Source organism: Bacillus sp. UNC125MFCrub1.1 (assembly GCF_000701305.1).
Taxonomy (GTDB): Bacteria; Bacillota; Bacilli; order Bacillales; family Bacillaceae; genus Bacillus; species Bacillus altitudinis.
In genome coordinates this window covers 783,719-798,400 of record NZ_KL370769.1, presented here as the reverse complement: position 1 = coordinate 798,400, position 14,682 = coordinate 783,719, and the positions used below count along the sequence as shown (strand labels likewise).

At 40.9% G+C, this 14,682-nt stretch carries 13 protein-coding genes and 2 riboswitches; of the genes, 8 read left to right on the top strand and 5 right to left on the bottom strand.

Going from position 1 to position 14,682, the window contains the following annotated elements; translation table 11 throughout:
* Position 1: 1 nt before the first annotated feature.
* Entirely contained in the window at positions 2-1,195 is a 1,194-nt protein-coding gene (gene mtnK / locus N521_RS16795; RefSeq protein ID WP_035392265.1) for an S-methyl-5-thioribose kinase, read from the bottom strand.
* A 406-nt stretch (positions 1,196-1,601) separates the two neighbouring features.
* On the opposite strand from mtnK, the gene N521_RS16790 reads away from it, so the two are divergent.
* The 6 genes from N521_RS16790 to N521_RS16765 all read left to right on the top strand — a co-directional run bounded on the left by N521_RS16790 (position 1,602) and on the right by N521_RS16765 (position 6,638).
* A complete protein-coding gene (locus tag N521_RS16790; protein WP_035392261.1) occupies positions 1,602-2,792 on the top strand; it encodes a pyridoxal phosphate-dependent aminotransferase in 1,191 nt (396 codons plus the stop codon).
* 44 nt (positions 2,793-2,836) lie between these two features.
* A riboswitch (SAM riboswitch) is annotated at positions 2,837-2,938 on the top strand.
* Between the two features lie 99 nt (positions 2,939-3,037).
* Positions 3,038-4,255: a 2,3-diketo-5-methylthiopentyl-1-phosphate enolase gene (gene mtnW / locus N521_RS16785; RefSeq protein ID WP_035392259.1), complete on the top strand. Its 1,218-nt coding sequence runs from the start codon at positions 3,038-3,040 to the stop codon at positions 4,253-4,255.
* Positions 4,256-4,951 (top strand): 2-hydroxy-3-keto-5-methylthiopentenyl-1-phosphate phosphatase, encoded by a 696-nt coding sequence (locus tag N521_RS16780; RefSeq protein WP_035392258.1) that lies wholly within the window; start codon positions 4,256-4,258, stop codon positions 4,949-4,951. It begins immediately after the preceding gene.
* Entirely contained in the window at positions 4,915-5,547 is a 633-nt protein-coding gene (locus N521_RS16775; RefSeq protein ID WP_025207241.1) for a methylthioribulose 1-phosphate dehydratase, read from the top strand. Before N521_RS16780 ends, N521_RS16775 begins: the two co-directional genes overlap by 37 nt.
* A gap of 16 nt (positions 5,548-5,563) precedes the next feature.
* Positions 5,564-6,094: a 1,2-dihydroxy-3-keto-5-methylthiopentene dioxygenase gene (locus N521_RS16770; protein WP_024719646.1), complete on the top strand. Its 531-nt coding sequence runs from the start codon at positions 5,564-5,566 to the stop codon at positions 6,092-6,094.
* 301 nt (positions 6,095-6,395) lie between these two features.
* Entirely contained in the window at positions 6,396-6,638 is a 243-nt protein-coding gene (locus N521_RS16765; protein WP_008346101.1) for an aspartyl-phosphate phosphatase Spo0E family protein, read from the top strand.
* A 52-nt stretch (positions 6,639-6,690) separates the two neighbouring features.
* On the opposite strand, the gene N521_RS16760 is transcribed toward N521_RS16765, so the two are convergent.
* Complete coding sequence (locus tag N521_RS16760) at positions 6,691-8,190, bottom strand: ATP-binding protein (RefSeq protein WP_035392257.1); 1,500 nt, start codon at positions 8,188-8,190, stop codon at positions 6,691-6,693.
* 204 nt (positions 8,191-8,394) lie between these two features.
* Between N521_RS16760 and N521_RS16755 the strand changes: the two genes are divergently transcribed.
* Positions 8,395-8,850 (top strand): MarR family transcriptional regulator MhqR, encoded by a 456-nt coding sequence (locus N521_RS16755; RefSeq protein WP_003211701.1) that lies wholly within the window; start codon positions 8,395-8,397, stop codon positions 8,848-8,850.
* Positions 8,851-9,036: 186 nt separating this feature from the next.
* Here the strand turns inward: N521_RS16755 and motB are convergent, their stop codons facing one another.
* From motB to N521_RS16740, 3 genes are all read right to left on the bottom strand, one after another.
* Positions 9,037-9,804 carry a flagellar motor protein MotB gene (gene motB / locus N521_RS16750; protein WP_024719648.1) on the bottom strand — a complete coding sequence of 256 codons (768 nt, stop codon included), beginning with the start codon at positions 9,802-9,804 and terminating at the stop codon, positions 9,037-9,039.
* Positions 9,797-10,591, bottom strand: coding sequence for a flagellar motor stator protein MotA (gene motA, locus N521_RS16745; RefSeq protein ID WP_008346088.1), 795 nt, complete (start codon positions 10,589-10,591; stop codon positions 9,797-9,799). Before motA ends, motB begins: the two co-directional genes overlap by 8 nt.
* 564 nt (positions 10,592-11,155) lie before the next feature.
* Positions 11,156-13,261, bottom strand: a complete 2,106-nt coding sequence (locus N521_RS16740) for an ATP-dependent Clp protease ATP-binding subunit (RefSeq protein WP_035392255.1) — start codon at positions 13,259-13,261, stop codon at positions 11,156-11,158.
* Between the two features lie 245 nt (positions 13,262-13,506).
* On the opposite strand from N521_RS16740, the gene N521_RS16735 reads away from it, so the two are divergent.
* Positions 13,507-14,550 carry a YkvI family membrane protein gene (locus N521_RS16735; protein WP_035392253.1) on the top strand — a complete coding sequence of 348 codons (1,044 nt, stop codon included), beginning with the start codon at positions 13,507-13,509 and terminating at the stop codon, positions 14,548-14,550.
* 71 nt (positions 14,551-14,621) lie between these two features.
* A riboswitch (PreQ1 riboswitch) is annotated at positions 14,622-14,666 on the top strand.
* Positions 14,667-14,682: the final 16 nt, after the last annotated feature.

Here is a 14,682-nt window from a genome sequence, read left to right as displayed (position 1 = left end):
GTCACTCCTTTACAGTTTGCTGGAATAATGCGACGAGGTCAGACGCTGTTTCCACTGCATGATATTGTTTGATCAATGTTTTTCCTAGTGTAAGTGCTGCTTTTTTCTGCTGAAGCCTTCTAGAATGTGATGGAATCGCATCGAGATCAGCCGCATGCGCAAGACCGATGGTTCGGCGAACAAGCTCACAGCCAGCAAAGCCGGTGGCTTCTTTTAAAATACGGTCAAAGGTTGTTTCTAAAAAGCTGTCCGATACACTAAACGCTTCAATACTGTCTTCTTTCCATGCTTTTGTGAACACTTCTTTGAATGTTGCCCACACATTGACGACATGATCAAAAAGGTGCTGCTGATCCTGCTCATTCTCATGAGATAAAGCATTGATGAACAGATTGGCAATAAAGTGACCGATATCGAATCCGAAAGGACCGTAAAAAGCGAACTCTGGATCAATGATTTTCGTTTCCGTTTCGTTTGCAAAAATACTGCCTGTATGAAGATCTCCATGTACCAGTGTTTCAGCAGAGGTTAAGAAGATCCGTTTCAATTCGGCTGCTTTTGCTTGCAGTTCAAGATCAGCCCATAGTGCTTTTGCCTCTTCTCTTAATTCCTCTTCGAAGTCATTCGTTTCGCTGTCAAAGAAAGGATCTGTGAAGACGAGTTTCTCTGTAATGTCACAAAGATCAGGGTTTGTAAACTGCTTCACGAATTGTTTTTTGATTTTAGGATTTGTGGCAAAGTCAGACGTGTAAAATAGTGTTTTGCCTAAAAATTCTCCGACATGATCTGATAAATACGGATAATGTTTTCCGGCAATTAGCCCTTTTCTGACGATTTCAAGGTGTGATAGATCCTCCATTGCCGTCACTGCAAGAGCTGTATCCGAATAATAGACGGCTGGTACGAGATGTGGTGCATACTCTGATTGCTTGATGAGTGCTGCACTTTCAATTCTTGCGCGGTCTAATGTCAGCGGCCAGCTTTCTCCAACGACCTTTGCATAAGGAAGAGCCTGCTTGATAATCAGTCCTTTTGCTTGTTTGTGATCATAAATATGAAAGACGTAATTTAAATTTCCGTCGCCAATTTCAGTGCAGGTCAAATGACTGCTCTCTTGAATCAATCCAAGTCTAATGGCTAATGCAACTGCCGAACTCTCTGTTAATTCTTCATATGATGCCGTAAGTGTAACCAATTGCTTCCCCTCCAAATCATATAAAAAAGCCTCTTTCTCCTGAGAGAAAGAGGCTTGATGGCGTGTATGCTCGAAGCCTCTCTTATCTCTCAGCACATACGTCTGATGGAATTAGCACCGTGCCCTATAAGACAATGAATTGTCTTGGCGCTGTTCTTGCTGCGCCCCACTTCACAGTGGTATTAACGGTCGGTTGCTGTTGGGGTCAAAAGGCCAAATCCCTCGCCCAACTCTCGATAAGAGAAATCAATATGTAATTGTTTCATGTCTGCTTGCATTTCTTAATTCTAGATATTATCAGAGCTGCAGTTCACATGTCAATCTTTTTTCAAAATTGCTTTACAATTCATAAAACAATCCATTACAGTGATTGTATTGTCACGTAACTTGAATAGAAGGTGAAAAAATGAAATTCCAGCAATCAGATGTATTGAAACATTTACCGAAACAATTTTTTGCGTCGCTTGTTCAAAAAGTGCAGAAAAAAATGCAGGAAGGGGCAGATGTGATTAATTTAGGTCAAGGAAATCCTGATCAGCCCACTCCTCCACATATTGTGAAAGCGATGCAGGAAGCGGTAGCAAAACCTGAAAATCATCAATACTCCTCATTCCGCGGGACAGCGAAACTAAAAAAGGCCGCAGCTGCTTTTTATGAAAGAGAATATGGCGTCACGCTTGACCCAAAGACAGAGATTGCTATCTTATTTGGAGGAAAAGCGGGACTAGTCGAATTGCCGCAATGTTTACTGAATCCAGGTGATACGCTGCTTGTTCCAGACCCAGGATATCCTGATTACTGGTCAGGCGCTGTGCTTGCCGGAGCTCATATGGTCACAATGCCTCTTCTTGAACAAAATGATTTTTTGCCTGACTACCACCAACTGTCAGAAGAGGATAAGAATCAAGCAAAATTGATGTACTTAAATTACCCAAATAATCCGACTGGTGCGACTGCAACCCGGACATTTTTTGAAGATACTGTTGCGTTTGCGAGTGAAAATAATATGTGTGTAGTCCATGATTTTGCATATGGCGGCATAGGATTTGACGGCGAAAAGCCCCTCAGTTTCCTGCAAATAGACGGAGCAAAAGAGACAGGTATTGAAATATATACTTTGTCCAAAACGTATAATATGGCTGGATGGAGAGTCGGTTTTGCAGCAGGGAATGCCTCTGTTATCGAAGCCATTGAGCTTTATCAGGATCACCTGTTTGTGTCACTGTTTAAAGCAACTCAAGATGCAGCAGCAGAAGCACTTTTAAGCGATCAAACGTGCGTACAAGTACAAAATGATCGGTACGAAAAAAGACGAAACACTTGGATTGCTGCATGCAAAGAGATTGGCTGGGACGTCAGTGCGCCAAAGGGCTCGTTTTTTGCTTGGTTAAAGGTGCCTGAAGGGTATACATCTGAAACTTTTTCTGATGTATTATTAGAAAAAGCACATGTTGTTGTTGCACCCGGGAATGGCTTTGGTGCTCACGGTGAAGGCTACGTCAGAGTCGGACTTTTAACAAGTGAGGAGCGGCTAAAGGAAGCCGCTGATCGTATCGCTGCCTTGCAGTTATTTGAAAAAAAGCCATTGACAACGTAAAAAAATGGTGCGATAATTCAGGCAATATTTAAGAAAATTGAATATTCTTATCAAGAGTAGGCAGAGGGACTAGCCCAATGAAGCCCGGCAACCGACTTCCATGAAGCACGGTGCTAATTCTTGCAGCAAGCGCTGAGAGATAAGATTCGGATGAATGAGACGAAACCTCTTTAACGCGCTGATCAAGCACTTAAAGAGGTTTTTTTATTGACCACATACAGGACGCAATCGAAAGGGGATTCCTAGTGAGTGAACTACTGGCAACATACGTACTAACACATCGAGAGGATGAACAAATAGACCGAAAAGCAGAGCAGATCGCACTTGGGTTAACGGTCGGGTCATGGACGGACTTGCCGCAGCTCAAAAAGGAGCAGCTGAAAAAACATAAAGGCCGTGTGGTGAGCGTAAAAGAACAGTCTCCCTCAATTGGTGGTCTGTATCAATCAGAGGTGACCATTGCTTATCCTGAGGCGAACTTTTCAGCTGATATACCAGCGGTGTTGACGACGATTTTTGGAAAGCTTTCACTGGATGGGAAAGTAAAGCTCGTCGATATCGAATTTTCGGAAAGGTTTAAAAGCTGTCTGCCAGGACCGGTATTTGGCATTGAGGGGATACGAAAGAAAGTAGGCGTGTTTGATCGGCCGCTATTGATGAGTATATTTAAAGGCGTGATCGGTCGTGATATGGAGGATTTAAAAGAACAGCTCCGCTTACAGGCTTTAGGTGGAGTAGACTTCATCAAAGATGATGAGATTTTATTTGAAAGCCCATTAGCCCCTTTTGAAGATCGAATCAAGGAAGGAAAAAAGATATTAAAAGAAACATATGAAGAGACAGGACATCGCACGCTTTATGCTGTTAATTTAACTGGTAGAACTTTTGATTTGAAAGATCGAGCAAGAAAGGCAGCCGAACTCGGGGCTGATGCGCTTTTATTCAACGTTTTTGCCTATGGACTTGATGTCATGCAAAGCTTGGCTGAAGATCCAGAGATCCCATTGCCGATCATGGCACATCCGGCAGTGAGCGGTGCAATGACATCATCTCCAGACTATGGATTCTCGCATTCTCTTCTTTTAGGCAAATTAAATCGATATGCTGGTGCTGATTTAAGTCTTTTTCCCTCTCCTTATGGATCAGTCGCCCTTCCGAAAAAAGATGCCATTGGCATTTTCGAAGCATGTGTGAAAGAGGATACAGTTCAACAAACATTTCCTGTCCCTTCAGCAGGCATTCACCCGGGAATGGTGCCGATCTTAGTCAAAGATTTTGGACTTGATCATGTCATTAATGCAGGCGGGGGAATTCACGGACATCCGCGGGGAGCAATTGGAGGAGGGAAAGCCTTTCGTTCGATCATTGATGCGGTTGTCAAAAAAGAGTCTATCGAAGAAAAAGCATCAACTTGTCAAGACTTACAAGCAGCACTTGATCTTTGGGGAAGGGTAGCAGAATAAATGAAAAAACCAATTGTATGTTGTGATTTTGATGGCACGATTACGAAAAATGATAATATCATTCGCATCATGAAGCAGTTTGCTCCGAAAGAATGGACGAAATGGAAGGATGGTGTTCTAGCAAAAGAGATCACGATCCAAGAAGGCGTCGGGCAGATGTTTCTGTTACTGACGAGTGATCAGAAAGAAGCCATTCGGTCATTTATTTTAGAGGATACAGAGATTCGTGAAGGATTTGAACAGTTTGTCGATGATGTCAAAAAAGCAGACATTCCTTTCTATGTACTCAGCGGCGGTATGGACTTTTTTGTCTATCCTATCCTTGAAGGGATTGTCGAACAAGAGAATATTTATTGTAACCATGCATCATTTAAAGAAGACCATATTCAAATTGAATGGCCGCATGCCTGTGATTCAGAATGCCAAAATGGCTGTGGCTGCTGCAAGCCTTCCATTATTCGAGAGCTGACGCAGGAAGATGATTTTATTATCATGATTGGTGATTCAGTGACTGATATTGAGGCAGCGAAACATGCGGATCTCACGTTTGCGCGTGATTATTTACTGAACGAATGTAAAGAGCTAGGGCTCGTACATAAAGAGTATGAAACATTTGTTGATCTAAAAGCGCAATTTGATCAAATAAAGGAAGTGAAGGAATGGCAGACGAGAAGAGTAAACGCTGGAAGGAACTAGCAGACGTCAAACGTGAATTGGCACAAAGAGACTGGTTTTACGGAACGAGCGGCAATTTATCGATAAAAGTGTCGGATGATCCCATCACGTTTTTGGTGACGGCAAGCGGCAAAGATAAAAGAAAAGAAACCGACGAAGATTTTGTTCTTGTTGATGCAGCAGGTCAGCCGGTTCATCCGAATCAGCCGCTCAGGCCATCAGCTGAAACACTGCTTCACACATACGTTTATGAGCGGACGAAAGCAGGATGTTGTCTTCACGTCCACACGATCGATAACAATGTCATTTCTGAGCTGTATGGCGATAAAGGAGAAATTCGTTTTAAAGGCAACGAAATCATCAAAGCGCTTGGTTATTGGGAAGAGGATGCAGAAGTTACTGTTCCTATTATTGAAAACCCAGCTCATATTCCGCACCTTGCAGAGCAATTTGCAGTGCACCTGACGGACGATGCTGGTGCTGTACTCATTCGTAATCATGGCATCACCGTTTGGGGGAAAACCGCATTTGAAGCCAAACGAGTCTTAGAGGCTTATGAATTTTTATTTACCTATCATTTGAAAGTAGCGCTTTATCAAAAGCAGCTTGTTAAATAAAAAGGAGGAAACACACATGGCGACCATTTACATTCATAATGAAGAGAACACGTTACTTGAGAACGAACAAGAGGTCCAGGCGTATTTAGAACAGCAAGGGGTCATTTATGAACATTGGGATATTGAAAAACTACCAAAACAGTTATCAGAAAAGTACGATTTAACAGATGATGAAAAGGAAGAAATTTTAACTGTGTTTCAAGAGGAAATAAAGAGTATTTCCGAGCGAAGAGGATACAAAGCGCAGGATGTGATTTCATTATCAGATGCGACTCCTAACCTGGATGAACTGCTTCAAAACTTTAAACGTGAGCATCATCATACGGATGATGAAGTCAGATTTATCGTGAGCGGTCATGGAATCTTTGCCATTCAAGGCAAAGACGGCGTCTTTTTTGATGTGAGACTGAATCCAGGTGATTTAATTTCTGTGCCTCCGAATATTCGTCACTACTTTACACTTCAAGAAGATCGTCAAGTCGTCGCCGTTCGCATATTTGTCACAACTGAGGGCTGGGTGCCAATTTACGAAGAAGAAACGGTTTAATAGTGGGAGCTGATCATTTCGCATGAGGCGGAAGATCAGCTTTTTTTTAGGAAAATAGACATAAAATGAGAGAGAAAATAGTTGATTTTGGTCTTCTGCATAGGATAAAATTCTGTTTAATCAATGTGTCAGTCCTGTCCAATTTTGAAGTTTACCCCCAGAATTCATTGGGTAAAAGGTCTTTAGGCTGTAAAAAATTAAATAAAATAAGCATATTTAATTTAATTTACAAATAAAGTATAATTTTGGTGTCGGATCATTTAGAGCGTAGACAGACGAATTCATAGCGGGAGCTGAGATCATGAATATTTATGTACGGAAAGAACAGCTATTAATGTCAATTGATGAAAAGAGAAGACAAATGGTAGAAGCTGCTCAAGTAGAAGGCTATACAGGTGAGACGACAATTAAATATAGTCAAGAACTGGACAACCTGATGAATGAGTATCAGTATCTTCTTTTTCATGAACAACAATCTGTTGCTTCCTTTCATGATCTTGTATCACAAATGAGTCTCCTTTCTGTCAATCGTCCTTCTTATTGACATCAAAAAAACCGGTCTTGCCATTAGCAAAACCGGCTGAATGTTTCAGCTATTAGTGTGCAGAAGGGAGCATGATGATCACGGTTGTTCCTTTATTCACTTCGCTCTCAATATCGATTGTCCCCCCATACATCGAAATGATCCGTTTACACACAACAAGCCCAAGACCTGTTCCTTTTTCCTTCGACGTAATAAAAGGGAGGAAGATATGTTTCAGCATCTCTTCTGGTATACCTTCACCTGTATCTTTCACTTTTATGATGACCTGTTCTTTTTCAGCCTCAATGACAATCTTCAAATGACCGCCATTTGGCATCGCTTCTAACGAGTTTTTCGCTACATTCAATACCACTTGTTTAATGTGATCCTTCGTGCAATACACGCCAACATCTTGAATGGTATTAATTTGCAAATCAACCTCGACATTATAAAGGTTCGCCTCAGAAAATACAATTGGCATGATCTCGCTCACAATTTCTTTCACAGAATTATTTTGCCACTTTTCAGCCGTTGGTTTTCCTAGCACAAGAAACTCACTGACGATTTGGTTAATCCGTTTAATTTCTTCCTCGATGACAGAAAAATAAAGCTGATCCTCTTCTGAACGATACTTCTTTTGCAAAAGTTGAATAAACCCGCTAATGCCTGTTAATGGATTGCGAATTTCATGCGCTGTACTTGCCGCAAGTGTTCCAATGAGTTCAAGCTTTTGTGCTTCATTTTGGTGGCGTTCCTGCTGGGTTTGTCGTCTTAAAATGATATATTGGACGAGTGTGAATAAGATATTTAAGAGAATAAATGCACTGGATAAAGGAAACAGCATCACAGACAGGACTTCACTTGTTGTCGCACGCTGCGGAAAAACCTCCAGCTTCCAGCTGTTTTCATCTAAATATGTAGACACGGTACTATCACTTTCAGATGCTGGCTGTGGACCACTTGTAAACACAACGTCTCCATTTTGATTCAGCATCTTAAAATGAAGCTCTGGGTTTAATACATTCATAATATTTCTTAAATAATCAATTTGAATCGCAGCGACTAGCACATTCGTGACTTCTTCGTTTTCATTCAAAACAGGGACACAAATGGAGAGAATCCGCTGCTTAGTAATGCGGCTTACATAGTTATCTGTGATGACGGTCTGTTTTGTGACTTGAATACGTTTAAAGTAATCTCTAAATGACAGGTTGATTTTTTCCTTTAATGGTGTGGTGCTGGCTGTGACATTTCCTTTTTGGTCTAGGAGATACAGGCCTGAAAAACGAGGTTCTTGTTTATAGATTTTCTCTAGGATGTTTTGTACTCTTTTCGTTTCAAGCGGCTGGTCAAATCCCATGGCAAGGGAAGTTAATCTTGCTTCTGTTTCACTGATTAAATAATTCATTTGGTTTTTGTGAATATTTAACATAAGTGTAGCGGTTTGTTTGTTTTTTACATCAATTTTCTCAGTTTCTTTTTCGTAGATAAAATAACTAATGATGAGGGTTGGAATCACGACCAAAATAAGGTAAAGCTTGATCTTCTTCCAAAACCCTTTCAGTATACTCATGATTCATCGCTCCAACGTATTACCTAATAGACTTATTATAGCATTGAACCTATCTTTATTACGATGACTTGTGAGATTTTTAAAAAATTAGGTGATTCGTTCTGGTCTCTTTTTCATGCTAAAAATGGTTCAACATGTTGACATTTTACTTATTGTTTATTAATGTCACATTAGTGGGTTGCATTTCATAAAGGATGATAAAAAATGGAAAATCATAATGTTGAGAAATCTTTGAAATTATTTATTGTACTATCACGTGCCTATCGCTCCATTAACCACCACATGAACAAACATATTGTGAAGCACGGTCTGAATCCAACTGAATTTGCTGTATTAGAATTGCTTTATCATAAAGGTGATCAGCCGCTTCAGCAAATAGGTGATAAGATCTTACTCGCAAGCGGAAGTATCACGTATGTGGTTGATAAATTGGAGAAAAAAGAACTCCTTAGCCGGAAAGCTTGTGCAGAAGACCGCAGGGTGACATTTGCACATATTACGGAGCAGGGAAGAGCTTTGCTTGATGACATCTTCCCAGATCATGCAAAAGAGATTCACGAGATGATCAGTGTGCTTAGTGAAGAGGAAAAGGATGCCTGCATCGATATGCTCAAACATGTAGGGCTGCGTGCCAAGCATTTATATGATCATAAAGAATAAACACATAAAAAAGGAAGCCGCTGGCTTCCTTTTTAGTATGTAGACTAATCCTCGCATATGGTGTCAGTCCTGCGCACCGATAAACGACAAGCGCTTTCAATCGCGCTCATAAGAAAAACAAAGGACTAAAATAAACATCATTTTAGCCCTTTGTCATGATCTGAAAGGAAGCTGCTGGCTTCCTATTTATTTTGCTTTTTTCTCAATTGGCAAAATAAGAACTTCGACGCGTCTGTTTTTACTTCTGCCTTCTGCGGTATCGTTAGAGGCAATCGGTTTAAATTCACCGTAACCTTTTGTGCTAAAGTTCTCTTGGTCTAGGTTGCTGTTTTCAAGGAGAATATTTAAAAAGTTGACCGCACGAATGGCGCTTAAATACCAGTTGGATTCAAATTCAGAATTCCGAATCGGAACGTTATCTGTATGTCCGCTAATGACGATATCACGAGCAGGGTTAATGACGAGCAGTTTTGATATTTCTTTGGCTAACGGAACATCCTGCGAGCGGATCACCGCTCGCCCAGAATCAAAGAAGATGCTGTCTTCAATTGTAATAAGCAGACCTTCATCCGTCAGCTTTGTTTCAAGCTTCGAACCAAGTTTTTTATCCGCAATGAATGAATCTACTTGCTTTTTAACCTTTGTTAAAACCGCTTGGTCACGAGCTTTCGCTTTTGCTTCTTCTTCTTCATCTTCTGCTGATTTTTTGGTTTGATTACTGTTTTCTGTTTCTTCGGTGCTCTGCATGCTCGATTGGTCCATTACGCCAGTGCCGCCAGTAAAGACAACATTAAACGATTTAGCCATCTGTTCATATTTTGCCGCATCAATGGAGCTAGATGCAAACAGCACAATGAAGAGGGCGAGAAGAAGCGTAAGAAGATCGGCGTAAGGGATCAGCCAAGACTCATCTACATGGTCTTCATGATCATGTTTTTTACGTTTCCTAGCCATTCTGTTTTTCTCCTTCTTCAATGACAAGATTTGCACGTTCTTTTGCTGGTAAGTACATCAGAAGTTTTTGCTCAATGACCTTTGGAGACTGGCCTTCAAGGACAGAAAGAATCCCTTCAATCATAATGAGACGCAGCTTTACTTCTTCCTTTGATTTACGCTTCAGCTTGTTGGCAAATGGATGCCACAACACATACCCTGTAAAAATCCCTAGCAGTGTGGCGACGAAGGCAGCACTAATCGCATGTCCAAGTGCTTCAATGTCTCCCATGTTTGCAAGTGCGGCAATAAGTCCGACAACGGCACCAAGTACCCCTAGAGTCGGAGCGTATGTACCAGCTTGTGTAAAGATTAATGCGCCTGACTGATGTCTCTCCGACATGGCATCGACTTCTTCTGTTAAGACGTCGCGAATAAATTCAGCACTTTGACCGTCAACTGCCATGCTTAAGCCGTTCTTTAGAAAATCGTCATCGACTTCCTCAAGATTTGCCTCTAATGCCAAAAGACCTTCACGACGAGCAATTTGTGCCCAGTTTGAAAATAGAGGAATCATTTCTTGTATCGTTGGAAGCTTGCTATCTTTGAAAATTTTGCCGAATAATTTTGGTGTTTTCTTAATTTCACTAGATGGGAAGGCAATGACAACAGCTGAAATTGTCCCAACCACAATGATCAATATAGCCGCCGGGTTGATAAGAGCGGTTAGACTCACACCTTTCAAAACCATACCGACACTCAGTGCAATAAATGCTAAAATAATACCAATTAACGATGTTTTGTCCATTATCTCACCAAATCCTTTAACTATCTTTTTCTATAGTTAATATCGGTGTCTTCTAGAAGGGTTTTAGTCAGAATATAAAATTAAGACAGTTTATGTGAAGAAATTTTGACAAAAGCGCTTTCTGGAAGCCGTAAAAAAAGAAAACTCCCTCATATAAAAGGGAGTTTTCAGCGTGTAGGCAAACCCTCGCATTCTTTGTCAGTCTTGCGTGCTGGTGCTCACGAATGTTACATTCGCTCCGCGCCAGTACTCGTCCTTCCTAGGGCTGCAAAGGTTTTCTATCACGCTGAAAAGAAAACAAAGGGCTAAAATCAAGTTCATTTTAGCTCTTTGTCAACAATCTGGAAACTTCATCTTTTTTGAGCTGTTTCATCTAAGAGCAATTCTTTTAATTTTTCTTCATGTATGATTTTGATCAAATCGTAGTTCCAATTGATCATGTGATCCATGTGATCCACCTCTTTTTCTTTTATCGTAAAGGAAAAGAGGCGGGGGAGCGTCGGCGCTCAGATGGAATTTAGACACTGCCACATGATGGAGCTGAAGATCCTCCTTAGGATGTACTTAGCTCTTTTTCACAACAATTTCGTCATGTTCAACATCGACTGTAAATCCAGTAAGTTTTTCTTCTTCAAGCAAGATGTCCGTCATTTGATCTTCAACATGCTCTTGAATCGTTCTTCGTAACGGACGAGCCCCAAATGCTGGATGGTAACCAAGTTCAGCGATTTTTTCTTTCGCTTCGTTTGTGACGTGAACAGTTAGATTTTGTTCTTTTAACTGCTCTGACAAATCTTTGAGCAGAAGATCCACAATTTTGACTAAATCGTCTTTATCTAATGAATCAAACTGAATGATGCTGTCAAAACGGTTCAAGAATTCCGGTTTGAAATAAGCGCTCAGTGAATCAATCAATGATTGTTCTTCGATGGCTTCTTCTTGTTCAGACTGGAATCCGACTTTGACTGCTTTTTTATCTGTGCTGCCAGCGTTACTTGTCATAATGATAACTGTGTCTTTAAAGCTGACGGTTCTGCCTTGACTGTCTGTTAGACGGCCATCTTCCATGATTTGAAGGAACATATGCTGGACATCAGGGTGCGCTTTTTCGATTTCATCGAGCAAAATGATGCTGTATGGTTTTCTGCGAACCTTTTCCGTGAGCTGTCCGGCTTCATCATGTCCAACGTAACCAGGAGGAGAACCGATGATTTTGGACACGGAATGTTTCTCCATGTACTCACTCATATCTAAACGAATGATCGCTTCTTTTGAGCCAAATAATTCTTCCGCTAATGTTTTAGACAATTCGGTTTTCCCGACGCCTGTTGGCCCAACGAAAAGGAAGGAGCCAGTTGGTCTATGTTTTGATTTTAAGCCGGCTCTGCTTCTTTTTACGGCTTTCGCCACTTTTTCAACCGCATGTTCCTGACCAATGACGCGGGCTTTTAAGCGGACATCAATTTCTTTCATTTTTGTTTGTTCGTCTGCTTGCAGTTTGCCGACAGGGATACCTGTTTTTTGTTCTACAATCGACTGAATGTCCTCAGCTGTGACGACATGTTCTTTGACATTTGTTTTGTTTTGCAATCTCGCTTCAATCGCTTCTTCTTCGTCTCGAAGCTTCGCTGCTTTTTCATATCGTTCTTCATTTAAAGCAGCTTGTTTTTCAGCGGCGATTTGCGCAAGACAGTTTGTTAATTCATCTTCACTTGCTGCATCAATGGAGAGATTCGCTTTTGAACCTGCTTCATCCATTAAATCAATGGCTTTATCCGGCAAGTGGCGGTCTTGAATATACCGCGAAGATAATTGAACACACGCTTTAATGGCTTCGTCAGAATAGGTGACGCCATGATAGGCTTCATACTTATCTTGAATGCCTTTTAATATCTCGAATGCTTCATCCTGTGTTGGCTCATCAACCATGACGGGCTGGAACCTGCGTTCAAGGGCAGCATCTTTTTCAATTTGACGATACTCTTTTAATGTTGTCGCACCTACTAGCTGCAGTTCCCCTCGAGCTAGAGCTGGTTTCAAAATGTTTCCGGCATCCATTGACCCTTCGGCAGAGCCTGCGCCTACAAGAAGATGAATTTCATCAACGAATAAGATGATATTTTTACGGCTTTGCAATTCTTTGATTAATTGCTTCATCCGTTCCTCAAATTGACCACGTACACCTGTGTTTGCCACAAGTGAAGAGACATCTAATAAATAAACTTGTTTGTTCTTTAATTTATTTGGTACATCTCCATTTGCAATTTTTAGTGCTAGTCCTTCGGCTATGGCCGTTTTACCAACACCAGGTTCACCAATGAGGACAGGATTGTTTTTATTTCTTCTATTTAAAATCTCAATGACTCTTGTGACTTCTTCATCACGGCCAATGACAGGATCGATTAAACCAGCATGTGCGCCATCCGTTAAGTTCCGGCCAAGCTCATCGAGTAAGCCTTTTTGTTTAGGCCGCTCTTGGCTCGTCGCATGTCCTGCTTGCTCAGAGAAGAATGAACCGCCTCCGAAAAGGTTAGGACCCATTTTCATTTTTGACTGTTCCATCAAAGAGGTATAGCAGTCTTCACATAAAACCATTTGGCTACGGGACGAATTTACTTGCATATTCAGGCGAATCGTTGCTTCATTTACTTGACAATGTTGACAACGCATGAGCCATGACCTCCTTAAAATAAAGTTTGACTTTATTTGACCAATGAATGTTAAATAAAATGGTCTGTTGTTTGACCATCTTTGACTATAGTATACTCTGACCTATTTTGACTTTCAACTGTTTTGCTCATAGCTGAATGAAAAATCCTTTTTTGCATTTAATCATGGTTTGTCCTTCTTTTCAAGGAACTTGTCTCATAGGATAAAAAAGAGACAATCGAAAGTGATGGGTGCGGAGGGGTCATATGAAACGTTCAAATGAATCCGCTTTTCAGCTTGCCTTTGTATATGTAGGAACAGTGGTTGGAGCTGGGTTTGCGACAGGAAAAGAAATCGTAGAATTTTTTGTTCGTTTTGGCTGGATTGGATTGATCGGGATTTTGATTAGCGGTGTTATTTTTACCGGCCTTGGCGCAAAAATGATGCTGATTTCCAAACGAATTGAAGCGGAGTCTTATCAAGATATGAATCGGTTTTTATTTGGAGCTGCTGCGAGTCGATATATTAACATCGTCATGTTTTTTATATTACTAGGTGTTACGTCAGTGATGATTTCTGGAGCAGGCGCTATTTTTGAAGAACAACTTGGCATCTCAAAAGAATATGGTATTTTTTTAACGATTATTTTAAGTGTCATTGTCCTTTTTAAAGGGTCAAAAGGGTTATTTGGTGTCAATGTACTTGTCGTTCCAATGCTGATTTTCTTTTCGCTGATTGTGTTTCTAGACTCATTTGTGTTTAGTAGCGGTGAAAGCCACGTTCTGGGGCTGCAAATGGGAGAGGGCGAATGGATGTTGTCTGCGATTTCATATGGTGCATTTAATTTAGCGCTGTCTCAAGCCGTATTAGTGCCGGTCGCAAACGAAATGACATCCGAAGCCGTTATAAAAAAGGGAGCGGTGCTTGGAGGTCTGATGCTGACACTCATTCTGCTCGCCTGCTTTTTATCCCTTTCTTCATTAGAAATGCTGGAGGCGTATGATATCCCGATGGCTCAAGTGGTGTATCAAGTCGCAAACTCCATTCATCTCATCTATTTATTCGTGATCTTCGGTGAAGTCTTTACATCCGTTATAGGGAATTTATACGGTCTCGAAAGACAAGTGAGGGCGTATATCCGATTGAACTGTACGTATACGATATCCTTTATTCTTCTTTGCTGTTATGTGATCAGTAAAATTGGATACGGCACACTCATTTCAACGGTTTACCCTGTTTTTGGCTATGTCAGTATCTTTTTTATCCTCTTCCTTTTTCTGAAAAAAGTGCCTGCATCAGGTGATAAGTAAAGAAGGGATAGCTTGTACACCAATTATGTGGTACACTATCCTCTGTGAAAATTGAACAAAAATCCGTGAAAACGGGAGAGGTTCTAGCAAAACCCTCTATAAAAAACTAAGGACTTGCCGTATCCTTGGATG

Coding starts and splice junctions, on each gene's coding strand:
- N521_RS16790 (WP_035392261.1), top strand. CDS start 1,602: ATGAAATTCCAGCAATCAGATGTATTGAAACATTTACCGAAACAATTT.
- N521_RS16780 (WP_035392258.1), top strand. CDS start 4,256: ATGAAAAAACCAATTGTATGTTGTGATTTTGATGGCACGATTACGAAA.
- N521_RS16775 (WP_025207241.1), top strand. CDS start 4,915: ATGGCAGACGAGAAGAGTAAACGCTGGAAGGAACTAGCAGACGTCAAA.
- N521_RS16770 (WP_024719646.1), top strand. CDS start 5,564: ATGGCGACCATTTACATTCATAATGAAGAGAACACGTTACTTGAGAAC.
- N521_RS16765 (WP_008346101.1), top strand. CDS start 6,396: ATGAATATTTATGTACGGAAAGAACAGCTATTAATGTCAATTGATGAA.
- N521_RS16760 (WP_035392257.1), bottom strand. CDS start 8,190: ATGAGTATACTGAAAGGGTTTTGGAAGAAGATCAAGCTTTACCTTATT.
- N521_RS16755 (WP_003211701.1), top strand. CDS start 8,395: ATGGAAAATCATAATGTTGAGAAATCTTTGAAATTATTTATTGTACTA.
- motB (WP_024719648.1), bottom strand. CDS start 9,804: ATGGCTAGGAAACGTAAAAAACATGATCATGAAGACCATGTAGATGAG.
- motA (WP_008346088.1), bottom strand. CDS start 10,591: ATGGACAAAACATCGTTAATTGGTATTATTTTAGCATTTATTGCACTG.
- N521_RS16740 (WP_035392255.1), bottom strand. CDS start 13,261: ATGCGTTGTCAACATTGTCAAGTAAATGAAGCAACGATTCGCCTGAAT.
- N521_RS16735 (WP_035392253.1), top strand. CDS start 13,507: ATGAAACGTTCAAATGAATCCGCTTTTCAGCTTGCCTTTGTATATGTA.